The 17,033-nt window shown below is 64.8% G+C and carries 16 protein-coding genes; 11 read left to right on the forward strand and 5 right to left on the reverse strand.

The annotated features are described in order from the left end of the window. The first annotated feature begins 115 nt into the window (after window positions 1-115). The 9 genes from MnOB_RS04835 (at window position 116) to MnOB_RS04875 (ending at window position 7,949) form a co-directional block, all read left to right on the forward strand. Entirely contained in the window at window positions 116-1,606 is a 1,491-nt protein-coding gene (locus tag MnOB_RS04835; protein ID WP_077522567.1) for an MBOAT family O-acyltransferase, read from the forward strand. Window positions 1,607-1,618: 12 nt separating this feature from the next. Continuing rightward, complete coding sequence (locus MnOB_RS04840; RefSeq protein ID WP_077522569.1) at window positions 1,619-2,767, forward strand: alginate O-acetyltransferase; 1,149 nt, start codon at window positions 1,619-1,621, stop codon at window positions 2,765-2,767. 68 nt (window positions 2,768-2,835) lie between these two features. Further along, on the forward strand, window positions 2,836-3,480 hold the full coding sequence (locus MnOB_RS04845; RefSeq protein WP_077522571.1) for an alginate O-acetyltransferase AlgF: 645 nt from the start codon (window positions 2,836-2,838) through the stop codon (window positions 3,478-3,480). Between the two features lie 134 nt (window positions 3,481-3,614). Then, window positions 3,615-5,057, forward strand: coding sequence for a mannose-1-phosphate guanylyltransferase/mannose-6-phosphate isomerase (locus tag MnOB_RS04850; RefSeq protein WP_077522573.1), 1,443 nt, complete (start codon window positions 3,615-3,617; stop codon window positions 5,055-5,057). 119 nt (window positions 5,058-5,176) lie between these two features. Beyond that, a complete protein-coding gene (locus tag MnOB_RS04855) occupies window positions 5,177-5,641 on the forward strand; it encodes a multidrug transporter (RefSeq protein WP_077522575.1) in 465 nt (154 codons plus the stop codon). 158 nt (window positions 5,642-5,799) lie between these two features. Continuing rightward, a complete protein-coding gene (locus MnOB_RS04860) occupies window positions 5,800-6,630 on the forward strand; it encodes an SDR family oxidoreductase (protein WP_077522577.1) in 831 nt (276 codons plus the stop codon). 100 nt (window positions 6,631-6,730) lie between these two features. Further along, a complete protein-coding gene (locus MnOB_RS04865) occupies window positions 6,731-7,099 on the forward strand; it encodes a hypothetical protein (protein ID WP_077522579.1) in 369 nt (122 codons plus the stop codon). A gap of 21 nt (window positions 7,100-7,120) precedes the next feature. Beyond that, on the forward strand, window positions 7,121-7,657 hold the full coding sequence (locus tag MnOB_RS04870; RefSeq protein WP_158713769.1) for a GNAT family N-acetyltransferase: 537 nt from the start codon (window positions 7,121-7,123) through the stop codon (window positions 7,655-7,657). A gap of 58 nt (window positions 7,658-7,715) precedes the next feature. Then, window positions 7,716-7,949 (forward strand): hypothetical protein, encoded by a 234-nt coding sequence (locus tag MnOB_RS04875; RefSeq protein WP_077522583.1) that lies wholly within the window; start codon window positions 7,716-7,718, stop codon window positions 7,947-7,949. On the opposite strand, the gene MnOB_RS04880 is transcribed toward MnOB_RS04875, so the two are convergent. Together MnOB_RS04880 and MnOB_RS04885 are read right to left on the reverse strand one after the other, a co-directional pair. Continuing rightward, on the reverse strand, window positions 7,946-8,266 hold the full coding sequence (locus MnOB_RS04880; RefSeq protein WP_077522585.1) for a cupin domain-containing protein: 321 nt from the start codon (window positions 8,264-8,266) through the stop codon (window positions 7,946-7,948). The genes MnOB_RS04875 and MnOB_RS04880 overlap by 4 nt on opposite strands. After that, a complete protein-coding gene (locus MnOB_RS04885) occupies window positions 8,263-9,168 on the reverse strand; it encodes a DMT family transporter (protein WP_077522587.1) in 906 nt (301 codons plus the stop codon). The genes MnOB_RS04880 and MnOB_RS04885 overlap by 4 nt, the downstream gene beginning before the upstream one ends. 147 nt (window positions 9,169-9,315) lie before the next feature. On the opposite strand from MnOB_RS04885, the gene MnOB_RS04890 reads away from it, so the two are divergent. Beyond that, the gene (locus MnOB_RS04890) at window positions 9,316-10,188 is read left to right on the forward strand and encodes a helix-turn-helix domain-containing protein (protein ID WP_077522589.1); all 873 of its coding nucleotides are present in this window, start codon (window positions 9,316-9,318) and stop codon (window positions 10,186-10,188) included. Here the strand turns inward: MnOB_RS04890 and MnOB_RS04895 are convergent, their stop codons facing one another. The 3 genes from MnOB_RS04895 to purL all read right to left on the reverse strand — a co-directional run bounded on the left by MnOB_RS04895 (window position 10,189) and on the right by purL (window position 15,378). After that, window positions 10,189-10,506 (reverse strand): YqfO family protein, encoded by a 318-nt coding sequence (locus MnOB_RS04895; RefSeq protein WP_077522591.1) that lies wholly within the window; start codon window positions 10,504-10,506, stop codon window positions 10,189-10,191. Window positions 10,507-10,678: 172 nt separating this feature from the next. Then, window positions 10,679-10,939 (reverse strand): CDGSH iron-sulfur domain-containing protein, encoded by a 261-nt coding sequence (locus MnOB_RS04900; protein WP_077522593.1) that lies wholly within the window; start codon window positions 10,937-10,939, stop codon window positions 10,679-10,681. Window positions 10,940-11,481: 542 nt separating this feature from the next. Further along, window positions 11,482-15,378 carry a phosphoribosylformylglycinamidine synthase gene (gene purL, locus MnOB_RS04905; RefSeq protein ID WP_077522595.1) on the reverse strand — a complete coding sequence of 1,299 codons (3,897 nt, stop codon included), beginning with the start codon at window positions 15,376-15,378 and terminating at the stop codon, window positions 11,482-11,484. 166 nt (window positions 15,379-15,544) lie between these two features. Between purL and mltF the strand changes: the two genes are divergently transcribed. Then, the gene (mltF, locus tag MnOB_RS04910) at window positions 15,545-17,008 is read left to right on the forward strand and encodes a membrane-bound lytic murein transglycosylase MltF (protein ID WP_077522597.1); all 1,464 of its coding nucleotides are present in this window, start codon (window positions 15,545-15,547) and stop codon (window positions 17,006-17,008) included. Window positions 17,009-17,033: the final 25 nt, after the last annotated feature.

The following is a 17,033-nucleotide window of genomic DNA, read 5'->3' on the forward strand; positions in this document are numbered from 1 at the left end:
ACATCCCTCATCCGAACGCGGCCCGCCCCGGCCCCTCTCCCAAAGGGAGAGGGGAGCAAAACGCCCCCGCCCTCGCAGGCGGGACTGATATCAAACGTTTAATGGAGAGACTCGGATGGTCTTTTCTTCCAACGTGTTCCTGTTCCTGTTCCTGCCGATCTTCCTCGGCTTGTACTACCTGGTCGGGACACGCTATCGAAACCTGCTGTTGCTGGTCGCCAGCTACATCTTCTACGCCTGGTGGCGCATCGACTTCCTGGCGCTGTTCGCCGCCGTGACGGTCTTCAACTACTGGATCGGCCTGCGCATCGGTGCGGCTGGAGTGCGCACGAAAACGGCACAGAAATGGCTGCTCCTTGGTGTAGTGGTGGACCTTTGCGTCCTCGGCTACTTCAAGTACGCCAACTTCGGCGTCGACAGCCTCAACGCGATCATCTCGTCCTTCGGCATGGAGCCCTTCGTGCTCACGCACATCCTGCTGCCGATCGGGATCTCGTTCTACGTCTTCGAATCCATCAGCTACATCATCGACGTGTACCGCGGCGACACCCCGGCCACGCGCAACCTGGTGGACTTCGCGGCCTTCGTGGCGATCTTCCCGCACCTGATCGCCGGCCCGGTGCTGCGCTTCAAGGACCTGGTGGACCAGTTCAATCACCGTACCCACACGGTGGACAAGTTCGCCGAGGGCTGCACGCGCTTCATGCAGGGCTTCATCAAGAAGGTCTTCATCGCCGACAGCATCGCGCCCATCGCCGACCACTGCTTCGCCCTCTCCGATCCCACCACGGGCGACGCCTGGCTCGGTGCGCTGGCCTACACCGCGCAGCTGTACTTCGACTTCTCCGGCTACAGCGACATGGCCATCGGCCTCGGCCTGATGATGGGCTTCCGCTTCATGGAGAACTTCAACCAGCCCTACATCAGCCAGTCCATCACCGAGTTCTGGCGGCGCTGGCACATCAGCCTCTCCACCTGGCTGCGCGACTACCTGTACATCAGCCTGGGCGGTAACCGTGGCACCACCTTCCAGACCTACCGCAACCTGTTCCTCACCATGTTGCTGGGTGGCCTGTGGCACGGCGCCAACTTCACCTACATCATCTGGGGCGCCTGGCACGGTGCCTGGCTGGCCATCGAACGCGCCCTGGGCGTGAACGCCGCGCCACGAGCGATCAACCCGCTGAAATGGGTCTTCACCTTCCTGCTGGTGGTAATCGGCTGGGTGATCTTCCGTGCCGAAAACCTGGACGTTGCCTGGCGCATGTACGCCGCCATGTTCAGCTTCGGTGACTGGCAGCTTTCCGAGCTCAACCGCGCCCAGCTCACCAGCCTGCAGATCGCCACCCTGCTGCTGGCCTACGTGGTGCTGGTCATCTGCGGTATCCGCCAGTTCTACGCCCAGCCGCTGGCTGGCGCACCGAAGGCCAAGGCTCGTGAAGAAGACGGCATCGCCATCAACGCCGATGGCAGCGCCGCCCTGCCCCGCGCCCGCGTACAGATCGGCGCCCTGGCCTTCCACGCCGCGGTGCTCCTGCTGTTCGCCGCCTCGGTGCTGAAGCTCTCGGCGCAGAGCTTCTCCCCCTTCCTGTACTTCCAGTTCTGAGTGGAACCGACCATGAACAGAACCCTGAACCTGCTCTACATCGTGCTCTTCTGCGGCCTGCTGCTGGCGCTGAGCCTGTGGTCCATGCGCTCGATCCTCGGCTTCTCCGTGGCCAAGGAAACCAGCGTGCTGGACGGCAAGCTGGCCCTGGCCTTCGAGAAACGCTACGACGAGGAATTCCCGGTCAAGCAACTGGGCACCAACCTCTGGGCCCTGATGGACTACAAGCTGTTCGGCGAAGGCCGTCAGGGCGTGGTCATCGGCCAGGACGGCTGGCTCTACTCGGACGAGGAATTCGACCCGGTGGCCGACGGCGCCCGCCACGTGCGCGACAACCTGGCGCTGATCGGGGGCGTGCGTGACGAACTGGCGCGGCGCAACGTGGAACTGGTGCTGGCGATAGTTCCGTCCAAGTCGCGGCTCTACCCGGAGCATGTCGGCGAAGCCACGCCCACCGCCTTGCGCCAGGACCTCTACCAGCGCTTCCGCGGCGTCGCGCGCAAGGCCGGGATCATCGCCCCGGACCTGCTCGCCACCCTCGAGGAAGCGAAGAACCAGGGCCAGGTCTTCCTGCGCACCGACACCCACTGGAGCCCGCTGGGCGCCGAAGTCGTGGCCGGTCGCCTGGGCCAGGTCGTAGGCAAGACCATCGACCTGCGCGGCACGCCGCAGCAGTACGTCACCGAGGTGGTGGGGAATGAGGACTACAAGGGCGACCTGACCCGCTTCCTGCCGCTGGACCCGCTGTTCGAAAACCTGATGCCGGCCCCGGACCAGTTGCAGAAGCGCGCCACCCGCAGCGAAGGCGAAGAAGCCGCTGGCGATGACGCCCTGTTTGCCGAGAACGACGTGCCCGTGGTGCTGGTCGGCACCAGCTACAGCGCCAACGACCGCTGGAACTTCGCCGGTGCCCTGCGCCAGTCCCTGCAACGCGACCTGGTGAACCACGCCGAGGACGGCAATGGGCCGATCCTGCCGATGCTCAAGTACCTCAGGAGCGACGAGCTGAAGGATGCCCCGCCGCAGCTGGTGATCTGGGAGTTCCCGGAACGCTACCTGCCGATGCTGAGCGACCTGTCCGAGTTCGATCCCGAATGGGTCGCCAGCCTGCGCAAGGGTGCGGGTTCCGACGAACGCCTGGCTTCGCGCTCGGGCAACTGAATCCCCCTTTCGAGGGGAAATCCGGGCCGTACGCGGCCCGATCAAGAGAGAAGATGGAGGTACACCTCATGAATCGACAGAACAACCGCAGCTGGACGTCTTATGCCTGCGCCCTGGCACTCGGCATCGGTGCCCTGCACGCTCAGGCCGACGAGGGTGGCCTGTACGGGCCAAAGGCTCCCAAGGGGTCCGCCTTCGTCCGCGCCTACAACGCCGCCAGCAATGAGCTCAGCGTCAATGTCGGCAACACCGCGCTGACTGACGTACCGCCGCTCGGCTCCAGCGACTTCAAGTTCCTCCCGGCCGGCAACTACAGCGCCCAGGTCGGCAGCAGCAACCTCTCGGTGAAACTCGAGGCCGACCGCTACTACACCCTGGTCAACCAGACCGGCAAGGGCCCGCAGCTGGTGGAAGAACCGCCTTTCCGCAACAAGCAGAAAGCCTTGCTGCGCGTGCAGAACCTGTCCGACGCCAAGCTCACCCTGAAGACCGCCGACGGCAAGACCCCGGTCGTCGCCGACGTGGCCCCGCAAGGTCGCGGCGAGCGCGAGATCAACCCGGTGAAAGTCGGCCTCGCCCTGTTCGACGGCGACAAGAAGGTCAGCGACCTCAAGCCCGTCTCCCTGCAGCGCGGCGAAGTGGTGTGCCTCTACATCACCGGCAACGGCGGCAAGCTCTCCCCGGTGTGGATCAAGCGCCCGGCGGAATCCTGAGCGGTACAGCAGAAATAACCGGCGTGGGCTGAACCCCGCCGGTACCTACCCGCCCCGCAGAGGGTGGGAAAAGAAAGAAATGTGATTTGTGGAAGCAGCGCCTACAACCCATGACTGAGTTAGGAGAAACACCCATGATTCCCGTGATCCTCTCTGGCGGTAGCGGCTCTCGCCTCTGGCCTCTTTCGCGCAAACAGTATCCCAAGCAGTTCCTCGCCCTCGCCGGCGACCAGACCCTGTTCCAACAGACCCTGCAGCGCCTCTGCTTCGAGGGCATGCAGCCGGCCGTTCTGGTGGCCAACCAGGATCACCGTTTCATCGTCCAGGAGCAGCTCGAGGCCATCGGCCTGCAACCCCAGTCCATGCTGCTGGAACCCTTCGGCCGCAACACTGCGCCGGCCGTGGCCATCGCCGCCATGCAACTGGTCGCCGAAGGCCGCGACGAGCTGATGCTGGTGCTCCCCGCCGACCATGTGCTGCGCGATCAGGAGGCCTTCCAGCAAGCCCTGGCGCTGGCCAGCAGCGCCGCCGAAAAAGGCGAGATGGTGCTCTTCGGCGTCCCCGCCGAGCGTCCGGAAACCGGTTACGGCTACATCCGCAGCCAGGTCGACAGCGCCCTGCCGGAAGGCATCAGCCGCGTGGCGCAGTTCGTCGAGAAGCCGAACGAAGCCAAGGCCCGCGAGTACGTGGAATCCGGCGACTACTTCTGGAACAGCGGCATGTTCCTGTTCCGCGCCAGCCGCTTCCTGGAAGAGCTCAAGCAACACGACGTGGACATCTACGACACCTGCCTGCTGGCTCTTGAGCGCAGCAAGCGCGACGGCATCGCGGTGAGCATCGACTCGGCCACCTTCGCCTGCTGCCCGGACAACTCCATCGACTACGCGGTAATGGAAAAGACCGCCCGCGCCTGCGTCGTACCGCTTTCCGCCGGCTGGAACGACGTGGGTAGCTGGAGCTCCATCTGGGAAGTGCACGAGAAGGACAAGGACGGCAACGTCACCAAGGGCGACGTGGTGGTGCAGGACAGCCACAACTGCCTGGTGCATGGCAACGGCAAGCTGGTCTCGGTGATCGGCCTGGACGACGTGGTGGTGGTCGAGACCAAGGACGCCATGATGATTGCCCACAAGGACCGCGTGCAGGACGTGAAGAAGCTGGTCAACAAGCTCGACGCCGACGGCCGCAGCGAAACCCAGAACCATTGCGCCGTGTACCGTCCCTGGGGCTCGTACGACTCGGTGGACATGGGCGGCCGCTTCCAGGTCAAGCACATCACCGTGAAGCCCGGCGCGCAGCTTTCGCTGCAGATGCACCACCACCGCGCCGAGCACTGGATCGTGGTCTCTGGCACTGCCCAGGTGACCTGCGACGACAAGGTGTTCCTGCTGACCGAAAACCAGTCCACCTACATCCCGATCGCCTCGGTGCACCGTCTGGCCAACCCCGGCAAGATCCCGCTGGAAATCATCGAGGTACAGTCCGGCAGCTACCTGGGCGAGGACGACATCGAGCGTCTGGACGACGTCTACGGCCGCGCCCCGCAGTCCGCGACCGTGCACAGCATCGCCCGCTGACCGGTGGGAGCCAGCTTGCTGGCGAAGGGGCAACCTTTCGCCAGCAAGCTCGCGCCTACGTCGCCCTCGGCGGCCATGGGCACTCTTGCTAGCATGGAAGGCCTCAAGGAGGTCCTTCCATGCTCATTGGCGCTGTTCTCTTTCTCACCTGGCTGATCCTGCTGGTGCGTTACCCGGCCAAGGCCCTGTCGCTGTCCCTGGCGGCCGTGCTCGGCGTTGCGCTGATCGCCGTTTGGGTGCTCTGGGAAGAACGTGGCGCGGAACGCCGCTTCGCCCGCCTCGATATCCAGCTCACCTACACCCCGCAGAGCTGCCCCGCCGACCGCCCTCTGGCGATCCGGGTCCATAACGGCGGCAAGGCCGTACTGCGCGATTTCGCCTGGCAGGTCCAGGCTTTCCGCCCCGGCGACACCATCAACCTCGCCCAACCCAGCTACGACCATCCGCGCTACCTCGGCCCTTCCGAACTGCAGCCCGGAGCCGAGTGGCAGGACTGCCTGGCCCTGCCGCCCATTCGCCAGGGTTATCGCGCACAATCCCTGGAGTTTCGCGCCGCCAATCTGCGTGGCAAATTCGTCGACTGAACCAAGAGCCCCCTCTCCCCCGGCCCCTCTCCCGCAAGCGGGAGAGGGGAGACAAGCAATCCGAGCAAACCTCGACGGTGGCACGGACGGCTCCCTCTCCCTTCAGGGAGAGGGCTGGGGAGAGGGGAAAACCGGATGCCCTCAGCAAAGGACTCGAAATGCCCTCCCCCACCGCCCTCATCACCGGTTGCTCCAGCGGCATCGGCCGCGCCCTGGCCGACGCCTTCAAGGCCAGCGGCTACACCGTCTGGGCCACTGCCCGAAAGCCGCAGGACCTGGCCGCGCTGGAAGCCGCCGGCTTCATCGCCGTCGAGCTGGACGTGAACGACCAGTCCGCCGTAGCGGCCCTCGCCGAGCGACTGGAACAGGAGGAAGGCGGCCTCGATGTACTGGTGAACAACGCAGGTTTCGGCGCCATGGGGCCGCTGCTGGACGGCGGCGTCGATGCCTTGCGCAAGCAGTTCGACACCAACGTCTTCGCCCTGGTGGATTTAACCCGCGCCTGCTTCCCGCTGCTGCGCAAACGCCGCGGCCTGGTGGTGAATATCGGCAGCGTATCGGGCGTGCTGGTCACCCCCTTCGCCGGAGCCTACTGCGCGTCCAAGGCCGCGGTGCACGCGCTTTCCGAAGCCCTGCGCCTGGAACTGTCGCCCTTCGGCATCGAGCTGATGGAGGTGCAGCCTGGTGCCATCGCATCCAGCTTCGGCGCCAGCGCCACTCGTGAAGCGGAAGCCCTGATCGCCGAAGATTCGCCCTGGTGGCCGGTACGTGAAGGCATCCGCGCCCGCGCCCGTGCCTCCCAGGACAAGCCCACCTCGGCTGCGGACTTCGCCCGCACCCTGCTCGCTGCCGTACAACGCAATCCGCGCCCGACGCTGGTGCGCATCGGCAATGGCAGCCGCGCCCTGCCGCTGCTGGCGCGCTGGGTGCCGAGATCGTTGCTGGACCGAGTGCTGAAGAAACGCTTCGGGCTAGGCGTGGAGTTGTGACGCCCCCGTAGGTTGGCGCCGAGCACAGCGCGGCCCAACGCGATCTACGTTCATGTCCGATCAGCTAGAGTTATCCCCACCTTGGTCCCGAGGAACCACCATGTCCCTACCCATGCGCTACGCCGTCGGCGGCGTGGCCCTGGCCATCGTCCTGAACCTGTTGTTTCGCAGCTTCGTGAAAGTCGGCGGCATCTTCGCCACGCTGCTGATCGCTGCCGCCACTGCCGCCCTGCTGGCGCTCGCGTTCCGCCTCATCCAGCGCCGCGTCCCCGAACCCGGTGAGCGCTGGCGCATCGTGTTCACCTACGGCGGCCTGCTCGGACTGCTATACCTAGGACTGCTGGCGATGATGACGCTGCAGGACACGCCCAGCCCCATGGGCGTCCTGCTGTTCCTGGTCCATTACCTCTGCTATCCGGTGATGGCCGCATTGCTGCTGTCGGAGCGGGTATTCACGAAAGTCCGCTGATGGCCAACAAGGATGTCCACCATGAACTACCGCCCCTTGCGCGTGCCGGCTGATAGCGATCGGCTCGCCGCTTTCGACGCTTCCTACATCACCTCTCACATCTGGCGCATCGAGGCCGATGGCCTGGCCATGCGGCTGGTCGAGGAAAAACTCGCCGAGCCCTTCCACAAGGCCTATGACGCCGCCGGGTTTCCTGATGATGTGGCCGATGCCGATTTCGCCCTTGCGGCAGAAGCCCGCGACGGCAGCCTCGCTGGTTTCGCCTGCGTGCGCCTGGTGCCGTGGAATCGCAGCGCCGAACTGAGCGCGCTGTTCGTTGCGCCTGCGCACCAGGGCCAGGGCATCGGCCGAGCGCTGCTGGAAGGGGCAATGGCCTATGCCCGCAGCCAGGCGATGCGCTGCCTGTGGCTGGAAACCCAGACGAGCAATCACCCTGCCATCGGCTTCTACCAACGCGCCGGCTTCACCTTCTGCGGACTGAACACCATGCTCTATGACCCGACAGAAGTGGCGGCCGAAGAAGTCGCCCTTTACCTGAGCCATCCGCTCAACGGCTGATCGATGGAACCGTCGCCCATCGTTCACCACTAAGCAGAAGGTGTGCGAGGAGTTGGCGATGGACTACCTGAACCTGCTGCAATGGCCGGCGATGCTGGTGACCGTACTGGCCGCCTGGCTGATCGGTTCCAATCTGGACTCAAGGCGCAATGCCGGTTTCTGGGTGTTCAGCGCAAGCAATGCGTTATGGGTCGCCTGGGGGTTGTACGCCCACGCCTATGCACTGATCGTGCTGCAGTTCTGCCTCGCGGCCATGAACATGCGCGGGGTGAAGAAGACCGGGAGCGACTAGATGCTCCCTTCCCGCTCGATGACCAGGACGCGGGCGGCACCGACGGGATGGGCGACATGTTCGCAGCCCGCCTCGGCGAAGAAGATATCCCCGGTCCGCAGCAACACCCGTCGTTCCTCGCCCTCCTCGCGATAACGCATCTCCACCTCGCCATCGAGTACCACGAAGACTTCCGGGCCGTCGTTGACGTGCCAGACGTAGGGCTGGTCGGTCCAGTGCAAGCGCACCGTGGTGCCGTCCATGTTGGCGATACCCAACGCGCCCCACGCCCTCTCCGCAGTGAACTCGCAGCTGCGCACCACTCGCCCGGCGCTCATGCACGCCCCGACGCCGCAGCGGCAGGCGTGGACGGCCTGGGCTTGCGGAACACCAGTACGTTGCCGGCCATCACCAGGCCCAGGCCGAACAGCGCCGGCAAGGTCCACTGGTAGCCTTCGACGAAGGCCGAGATGTTCAGCGCCACCACTGGGAACAGCACAGTGCAGTAGGCGGCACGTTCCGGGCCCATGCGTCCCACGAGGGTCAGGTAGGCGGTGAAGCCGATCACCGAGCCGGGAATCGCCAGGTAGAGCAACGAGCCGATGTAGCGCGTGTTCCACTCCATGCCGAAGGGCGTACCGCTGGCCAGGCACCAGGCGGCCAGCATCAGCGCACCGTAGAGCATGCCCCAGGCATTGGTGGTCAGCGGTTTGAGGCCGGCCTTCTGTTGCAGGCTGGAGAGCATGTTGCCGGCGGAGAAGCACAGGGTTCCGAGCAGGGCCAACCCCAGCCCGATGAAGGTTTCACGGCTGGCGCTGTGGTGCGACAGCTCCGGCCAGAACAGCAGGCCCAACCCCAGCAGGCCAAGGCCGCCGCCACCGAGGACGTTGGAGGCGATGCGCTGGCCGAAGAAGATCCGCGCGTTGAGGGCGTTCCACAGGGTGGCGGTGGAGAACACCACGGCGATCAAGCCGCTGGGTATCCACTGACTGGCGGTGTAGAAGCACATGAAGTTGACGCAGAACAGGCACAAGCCCTGGGCCAGGCAAATCATCTGCGCGCGGCCATCGAGCTTCTGCAGGCGCCGGCTGATCAGCAACAGGGCGAAGAGTATGGCGGCGGCCAGGGCGAAGCGGTAGGCGATGGAGGCTGGAATGGCGACGCTGCCCATCTGCAGCTTGATGGCGATCCAGGTGGTGCCCCAGATCAGGACGGTGAGCAGGTACAGGGACAGGTTCATCGCAGCGACTCCGGTTTTGATGGAACCAGTCTCCGTCCGCCACCTGCTTCCGGCTTGCACAAACTTGCGCTTATCTCGTCGGAGACCTGCCCGTCGGTTTACGCGCGCGCTAGGATGAACCCCATTCGCATACCGGCCGCTTCGTCCATGTCGCTACTCGAAGAGAATCAGGTCTTTCAGTCCCTCAGCAGTTCGCCCAATGCTCGCCTGGAGCATTGCGCGGAGCTTGGCGACGGCCTGGGCGCGGCACTCTGGAACAATCACCACGATGCGCGGGATTACCAGGGGCCGAAGTTCCACACCCTGTCCTGCTACCTTGAGGGCGGCACCGGCACCTACCGCCGCGAGCGCCCGGATACCAAGGGCGCCCCGGGCAAACTGTGCATCCTGCCGGCCGGGCATGAATCTTCATGGGTGATCAACGGCGAGATCCGCCTGGCGCATCTGTACTTCAGCGCGGAGCATTTCGCCCAGGCAGCTGTGACGCTGCTGGACCGTGAGCCCCGCGAACTACAGCTGCGAGAACGCACCTTCCTTGATGACCCGCTGCAGGCGCAGAACTTCCACCAGTTGATCCGCCTCGATTGGGACGAACCCAGCGAGCGCCTGCGTGCCACTAGCCTGGCGCACGAGATGATCCATCACAGTCTGCTGACCCAGGTGGGAATGCGTGAAGGATTGCGCTTGAAGGGGGGATTGGCGCCGGCCTTGCGCAAGCGCCTGGTGGACTACATCGAGACCCGCCTGGCCGAGCCCATCAGCCTGGGCGAGCTGGCGACCTTCTCGGCGCTGTCGGAGTATCACTTCGCGCGGATGTTCCGCGAGAGCTTCGGTATGCCCCCTCACCAGTACGTGCTGGCGCGCCGCCTGGAGCGGGCGCGCAAGCTACTGCGCGAGACCGAACTGCCTTTGGGAGAGATCGCCCTGGCCTGCGGCTTCGCCAGCGCCAGCCACTTCAGCAATCGCTTCCGCGCGACGGTTGGCGGCACGCCAGGGGCCTTCAGGTCGGCGTTTCGCTGATCAGAAAACCAGGTCGGACAGTCGCCAGACTTCGAATGCGGGAGTTTCGTAGGGATGGGCCTTCTTCAGTGCCTTGACCGCCTCATGGATGAGCTCATCGGCCACCACCATCTCCACTTTCCATTCGGCCACATGCTCGACGGTGCCGGACTGGCCCAGATAGGGGTTGCTCCCCTCCAGCGGACGGAACTGTCCCTGGCCGAGCGCTTGCCAGCAACAGCTGTCATAGGCGCCAATGCGCCCGCCGCCTGCGGCGAAGATGGACTTTTTCACAGGTTCCAGATGGCTCTCCGGAACGTAGAAGCACAGCTTGTACATCAGATTCTCCGCATGAGTCGGATGGCTGGATCATGCCCGGTAACGATGCCGCGAATGGTGGCACTTTGATTCCATCCATTGCCGAGGCGCCGTTCACATACCGAGATTTGGACTCATGACGCGCTGAAGCGTTCTGCCTGCCGACAGCGCGCATCGCAATAAATGCGACACCCTACTCACCATTCCAGAAGCGCTGCCAGCGTTGCGCCAAACCGACCGTCGGCGGGCTGTGGCTGCCGTCGCAATAAGGCAGGCGCATGGACTGGCCGCAGCGGCAAAGCAGCAGGCGTTGTTCGCGTCGTGCGGTCAGGAGCAGGCCCTCGGCGCAGCCGGCGGGGCAATCGGGCAGTTGCGCGGAGCGGCCGCAACGGCAGAGCAGGCAGCTGTCGCCCGGCAGGAGGAGGCGGACTTCGGGGAGCGGGATTTCCGGCATGGCGGGCCCTGAGTAAACATCCACGTTCGCAGACCTGGACTTGCTTTTGGCCCCCTGGAAGGAGGCAAGGTCGACCTCTGTGTCGGAGGTAGGGTCCTGCACTGGCTCCACCGTAGGGTGCGCCATGCGCACCAGTGATCGATGCGTCTGGGCTAGCCCGGCAGCCGGTGCGCACGGCGCACCCTACCCACTCGGCTCCATCGCCATCCTGGTCACTTGAACCGTAACAGGCCACATGACCACGTTCCAGGAACGTGGTTTCTCAAGTTCGAATGAAAAAGGCGGGAGAAGAGTGCCTTCTCCCGCCTTTCGCTGTCGATGTCCGAGTGGGCCAAAAAAGGCCCTCTCTCGCCCTTCTGGACCAGGCCGGAGCGGCCGGTTAAAGCCCTCTCCCGCCCTTCGGGCACCCTCTCCCTGAAGGGAGAGGGTCATCAGATGGCCTGCGGCTTTGGATATCCCGAGTTGGCTGGAACCACCCTCTCCCGCCCTTCGGGCACCCTCTCCCAGAGGGAGAGGGTCATCAGATGGCCTTCGGCCTGCTCTTAGTCCACCCAGACGCGGGCGTTGCGGAACATGCGCATCCAACCGCCGTCTTCCTGCCACTCGTCCGGGCGCCAGGAGTTCTGCACGGCCCGGAATACGCGCTCCGGGTGCGGCATCATGATGGTCACGCGGCCGTCGCGGCTGGTGAGGCCGGTGATGCCACGGGGCGACCCGTTCGGGTTGGCCGGGTAGGTCTCGGTGACCTTGCCGTGGGTGTCGACGAAGCGCATGGACACGCAACCGGACAGGTCGGCTTCCAGCAGCGCCTCTTCGCTCTCGAACTCGGCATGACCTTCGCCGTGGGCGATGGCGATCGGCATGCGCGAACCCGCCATGCCACGCAGGAAGATCGAGGACGACTCCTGCACCTGGACCATGGCCACACGCGCTTCGAACTGCTCCGAGCGGTTGCGCACGAAGTGCGGCCAGAACTCGGTGCCGGGGATCAGCTCGTGCAGGTTGGACATCATCTGGCAACCGTTGCACACGCCCAGGGCGAAGCTGTCCTTGCGCTCGAAGAACGACTGGAAGCCGTCGCGGGCACGGGTGTTGAACAGGATCGACTTGGCCCAACCCTCGCCGGCGCCGAGTACGTCGCCGTAGGAGAAGCCACCGCAGGCCACCAGGCCCTTGAAGTCTTCCAGGCTGACGCGGCCAGCGAGGATGTCACTCATGTGCACGTCGATGGCAGCGAAGCCGGCGCGGTCGAAGGCGGCGGCCATTTCCACCTGGCCGTTGACGCCCTGCTCGCGGAGGATCGCCACCTGCGGACGCACACCCTTCCTGATGTAGGGCGCGGAGATGTCCTGGTTGACGTCAAAGCTGAGTTTGACCGACAGGCCGGGGGTGTCTTCTTCCAGCAGCGCGTCGAATTCCTGGTCGGCGCAGTTGGCGTTGTCGCGCAGGCGCTGGATGCGATAGCTGGTCTCGGACCACTGGCGCTGCAGCATACGGCGCTCACCGCCGAACACGGCTTCGCCGTTGAAGCTGATGGCGACGTTGGCGCCGTTGAACGGCTGGCCGATGACGGCAACGCAATCTCCGAGGCCGGCGGCGCTGAACTGGGCCAGTACTTCCGGCGTGGCGTCCTGGCGAACCTGGATGACCGCACCCAGTTCTTCGTTAAACAGCACAGCCGCCAGACCTTCACGGTTGTCCGCCAGGGCGTCGAGGTAGAGGTCCAGGCCACAGTGGCCGGCGAAGGCCATTTCCAGCACGGTGGCCAGCAAGCCACCGTCGGAACGGTCGTGATAGGCCAGCAGGTGGCCATCGGCATTCAGGCCCTGGATCACGGCGAAGAAGGCTTTCAGATCTTCGGCGTCGTCGACGTCCGGTACCTGCTGGCCGAGCTTGCTGTAGACCTGAGCGAGGATGGAGGCGCCTATGCGGTTCTGGCCGCGGCCGAGGTCCACGAGGATCAGGTCGGTTTCGCCCTTGTCCAGGCGCAGTTGCGGGGTCAGGGTCTGGCGCACATCGCTGACCGGCGCGAAGCCGGTGACGATCAGCGACAGCGGCGAGGTAACGGACTTGTCCGCGCCCTCATCCTGCCAGCGGGTCTTCATGGACATGGAGTCCTTGCCCACCGGGATGGTGATGCCCAGCGCCGGGCACAGTTCCATGCCGACGGCCTTGACGGTGTCGTACAGACGGGCGTCTTCACCCGGGTGGCCAGCGGCGGCCATCCAGTTGGCGGAGAGCTTGATGTCGCCCAGCTTCTCGATCTTCGAGGCAGCCAGGTTGGTGATGGTTTCGCCAATGGCCATACGGCCGGAGGCCGGGGCGTTCAGCAGGGCCAGCGGAGTGCGCTCGCCCATCGCCATGGCTTCGCCGGTGTAGACGTCGAAGCTGGTGGCGGTGACGGCGCAATCGGCTACCGGGACCTGCCACGGGCCGACCATCTGGTCGCGGGCAACCAGGCCGGTGATAGTGCGGTCGCCGATGGTGATCAGGAAGTTCTTGCTGGCCACGGCCGGGTGATGCAGGACACGGCTGACGGCTTCGTCGATGTCCAGTTCGGCGGCGGCGAAGTCATCGCCCAGCTCGGCTTCGCGGCTGACCGAACGGTGCATGCGCGGCGGCTTGCCGAGCAGGACTTCGAGCGGCATGTCTACCGGATTGTTGCCGAAGTGGCTGTCAGCTACGGTCAGGTGAGGCTCTTCGATAGCCTCGCCAACCACGGCGAACGGGCAGCGCTCGCGCTCGCAGATGGCCTTGAAGCGCTCGAAGTCAGCGGCGTCCACGGAGAGCACGTAGCGCTCCTGGGATTCGTTGCACCAGATTTCCAGCGGGCTCATGCCCGGCTCGTCGTTGGGCACGGCGCGCAGTTCGAAGCGACCGCCACGGCCGCCGTCGTTGATCAGTTCGGGCAGGGCATTGGAAATACCGCCGGCACCCACGTCGTGGATGAACTTGATGGGGTTGTCCGAACCCATCTGCCAGCAACGGTCGATCACTTCCTGGCAGCGACGTTCCATTTCCGGGTTGTCGCGCTGCACGGAGGCGAAGTCCAGGTCGGCGGAGCTGGCGCCGGTAGCCATGGAAGATGCGGCACCGCCGCCCAGGCCGATGAGCATGGCCGGGCCGCCGAGGACGATCAGCTTGGCGCCGATGGAAATCTCGCCCTTCTGCACGTGCTCTTCGCGGATGTTGCCCATGCCGCCGGCGAGCATGATCGGCTTGTGATAGCCGCGCACTTCTTCACCGTGGGGGGTGTCGATGGCCTGCTCGAAGGTACGGAAGTAGCCGGTCAGGGCCGGACGGCCGAACTCGTTGTTGAACGCGGCGCCGCCCAGCGGGCCTTCGATCATGATGTCCAGCGGGGTGACAATGCGCTCGGGCTTGCCATAGGGCTTTTCCCAGGGCTGCTCGAAACCGGGGATCTGCAGGTTGGAAACGGTGAAACCGGTCAGGCCAGCCTTGGGCTTGGCGCCACGGCCAGTCGCGCCTTCGTCGCGGATCTCACCACCGGAACCGGTGGAGGCGCCGGGGAACGGGGCGATGGCGGTCGGGTGGTTGTGGGTTTCCACCTTCATCAGGATGTGCACGGGCTCCTGGGTAGCACCGTACTGACGGGTCGCCGGGTCCGGGAAGAAACGGCCGGCGGTGGAACCCACGATCACCGAAGCGTTGTCCTTGTACGCGGACAGCACGCCCTCACGGTGCATCTCGTAGGTGTTCTTGATCATGCCGAACAGGCTCTTCTCCTGCGCCTGGCCGTCGATGTCCCAGCTGGCGTTGAAGATCTTGTGGCGGCAATGCTCGGAGTTCGCCTGGGCGAACATCATCAATTCGACGTCGTGGGGGTTGCGGCCCAGGTCGCTGAAGCTCTTCACCAGGTAATCGATTTCGTCTTCGGCCAGGGCCAGGCCCAGTTCGACGTTGGCCTTTTCCAGCGCGGCGCGGCCGCCACCGAGGATATCCACGGCAGTCAGCGGCTTGGGCTGGGCATGGCTGAACAGGCTGGAAGCCTCTTCCGCGCCGGCCAGCACCAGCTGGGTCATGCGGTCGTGCAGGCTGCTGGCGATGAGCTGCGCGTCGGCGTCGCTGAACTCGCCTGCCACGTAGTAGGCAATAGCGCGTTCCAGACGTTCGATCTTGGCCAGGCCGCAGTTACGGGCAATGTCGGTGGCCTTGCTCGACCAGGGCGAGATGGTGCCGAAGCGCGGCACTACCAGGAACAGGCGGCCGCTGGGCTCCTGAACCGGGACGCTCGGGCCGTACTTGAGCAGGCGAGCCAGGACTTGCTCTTCCTCCCCGCTGAGTACGCCAATCACTTCGGCGAAGTGGGTGAACTCGGCATAGAGTCCGCTGACGGCGGGGACCTTCTGGGTCAGTTGCTCGAGCAGTTTGCCGTGGCGAAAAGCGGAAAGGGCGGGAGCACCGCGCAGGATCAACATCTTCGGGACAGCCTCTGGGGAAGGGGTGTGCTTGGAGGCCGTGCATTCTAGCGCAAAGTGCCGCTATCCGGCACCTCTGAAGGTGCCTCGCGTCGCCTGACAGCTAGCAGAGAAGATGCCCTCTGTCGAGATATGGCGCCCGCCAGGCTTTGCGTATACTCCGTGGATGCTAAATCACCACGTGTTCGGCACACGTCGGGCGTTCTGGGCCCTGGCTACCGGATTCTTCCTGATGCTCGTCGGCTGCAAACAGCCCACCACCCTCGAGCGCGTTCAGGAGGAGGGTGTGCTACGCGTGATCACACGCAACAGCCCCGCCACCTATTTCGAAGATCGCAACGGCGAAACCGGTTTCGAGTACGAACTGGTCAAGCGTTTTGCCGACGATCTGGGCGTCGAACTCAAGATCGAAACCGCTGACAAGCTGGACGATCTCTACTTCCGCCTGGGCCAGGCCAACGGCCCGGTGCTGGCCGCCGCGGGCCTGGTGGCCAGCGACGCGCGCAAGGACGATGTGCGTTTCTCTCATTCCTACCTGGATGTCACCCCCCAGGTCATCTACCGCAATGGCGAACGCCGCCCCACCCGCCCCGAAGACCTGGTAGGCCGCCGCATCCTGGTCCTCAAGGGCAGCAGCCATGCCGAGCAACTGGCGACATTGAAAGCCACCCTGCCGGGGCTGAAGTACGAGGAATCCGACGAAGTCGAAGTGGTCGACCTGCTGCGCATGGTCGACGAAGGGCAGATCGACCTGACCCTGGTGGATTCCAACGAGCTGGCGATGAACCAGGTCTACTTCCCCAACGTGCGCGTGGCCTTCGACCTCGGCGACGCCACCAGCCTGGCCTGGGCCATGGCGCCGGGCGAGGACGACAGCCTCTACAACGAGGTCAACGCTTTCCTCGACAAGGCCCGCAAGGACGGCACCCTGCAGCGCCTGAAAGATCGCTACTACGGCCATGTAGACGTACTCGGCTACGTTGGCGCCTACACCTTCGCCAAGCACTTGCAGCAGCGCCTGCCCAAGTACGAGCAGCACTTCCGCGTGGCTTCGCAGAAGAACGACGTGGACTGGCGCCTGCTGGCGGCCATCGGCTACCAGGAATCCCTCTGGCAGCCCACCGCCACCTCCAAGACCGGTGTGCGCGGCCTGATGATGCTGACTGAGGGCACCGCCAAGGCCATGGGCGTATCCAACCGCCTGAACGCCCAGCAGAGCATCCATGGCGGCGGCAAGTACTTCACCATGATCAAGGACGGTCTCTCCGACGACCTCAAGGAGCCGGACCGTACCTGGTTCGCCCTGGCCGCCTACAACATCGGCATCGCCCACCTGGGTGACGCCCGCAAGCTGGCCGAAGCCGAGGGCCTGAACCCGAACAAGTGGCTGGACGTGAAGAAGATGCTGCCGCGCCTGTCGCAGAAGCAGTGGTACCGCAAGACCCGCTATGGTTATGCCCGTGGCGGCGAGACGGTGCACTTCGTGCAAAACATCCGCCGCTACTACGACATCCTCACCTGGGTGACCCAGCCGCAGATGGAAGGCAGCCAGTTGGCCGAAAACGCCAGCCACCTGCCCGGTATCAACAAGACCCGCCCACCGGAAGACCAGCAGGACGAAAAGCTCTGAGCTGTTGTTCCAGACATGAAAAAGC

The organism is Metapseudomonas resinovorans, from assembly GCF_002003485.1.
Classification (GTDB): domain Bacteria; phylum Pseudomonadota; class Gammaproteobacteria; order Pseudomonadales; family Pseudomonadaceae; genus Metapseudomonas; species Metapseudomonas resinovorans_D.

Bases quoted from the DNA above. Each gene is read 5' to 3' on its own strand.
- MnOB_RS04835 (WP_077522567.1), top strand. From the start codon at position 116: ATGGTCTTTTCTTCCAACGTGTTCCTGTTCCTGTTCCTGCCGATCTTC.
- MnOB_RS04840 (WP_077522569.1), top strand. From the start codon at position 1,619: ATGAACAGAACCCTGAACCTGCTCTACATCGTGCTCTTCTGCGGCCTG.
- MnOB_RS04845 (WP_077522571.1), top strand. From the start codon at position 2,836: ATGAATCGACAGAACAACCGCAGCTGGACGTCTTATGCCTGCGCCCTG.
- MnOB_RS04850 (WP_077522573.1), top strand. From the start codon at position 3,615: ATGATTCCCGTGATCCTCTCTGGCGGTAGCGGCTCTCGCCTCTGGCCT.
- MnOB_RS04855 (WP_077522575.1), top strand. From the start codon at position 5,177: ATGCTCATTGGCGCTGTTCTCTTTCTCACCTGGCTGATCCTGCTGGTG.
- MnOB_RS04860 (WP_077522577.1), top strand. From the start codon at position 5,800: ATGCCCTCCCCCACCGCCCTCATCACCGGTTGCTCCAGCGGCATCGGC.
- MnOB_RS04865 (WP_077522579.1), top strand. From the start codon at position 6,731: ATGTCCCTACCCATGCGCTACGCCGTCGGCGGCGTGGCCCTGGCCATC.
- MnOB_RS04870 (WP_158713769.1), top strand. From the start codon at position 7,121: ATGAACTACCGCCCCTTGCGCGTGCCGGCTGATAGCGATCGGCTCGCC.
- MnOB_RS04875 (WP_077522583.1), top strand. From the start codon at position 7,716: ATGGACTACCTGAACCTGCTGCAATGGCCGGCGATGCTGGTGACCGTA.
- MnOB_RS04880 (WP_077522585.1), bottom strand. From the start codon at position 8,266: ATGAGCGCCGGGCGAGTGGTGCGCAGCTGCGAGTTCACTGCGGAGAGG.
- MnOB_RS04885 (WP_077522587.1), bottom strand. From the start codon at position 9,168: ATGAACCTGTCCCTGTACCTGCTCACCGTCCTGATCTGGGGCACCACC.
- MnOB_RS04890 (WP_077522589.1), top strand. From the start codon at position 9,316: ATGTCGCTACTCGAAGAGAATCAGGTCTTTCAGTCCCTCAGCAGTTCG.
- MnOB_RS04895 (WP_077522591.1), bottom strand. From the start codon at position 10,506: ATGTACAAGCTGTGCTTCTACGTTCCGGAGAGCCATCTGGAACCTGTG.
- MnOB_RS04900 (WP_077522593.1), bottom strand. From the start codon at position 10,939: ATGCCGGAAATCCCGCTCCCCGAAGTCCGCCTCCTCCTGCCGGGCGAC.
- purL (WP_077522595.1), bottom strand. From the start codon at position 15,378: ATGTTGATCCTGCGCGGTGCTCCCGCCCTTTCCGCTTTTCGCCACGGC.
- mltF (WP_077522597.1), top strand. From the start codon at position 15,545: ATGCTAAATCACCACGTGTTCGGCACACGTCGGGCGTTCTGGGCCCTG.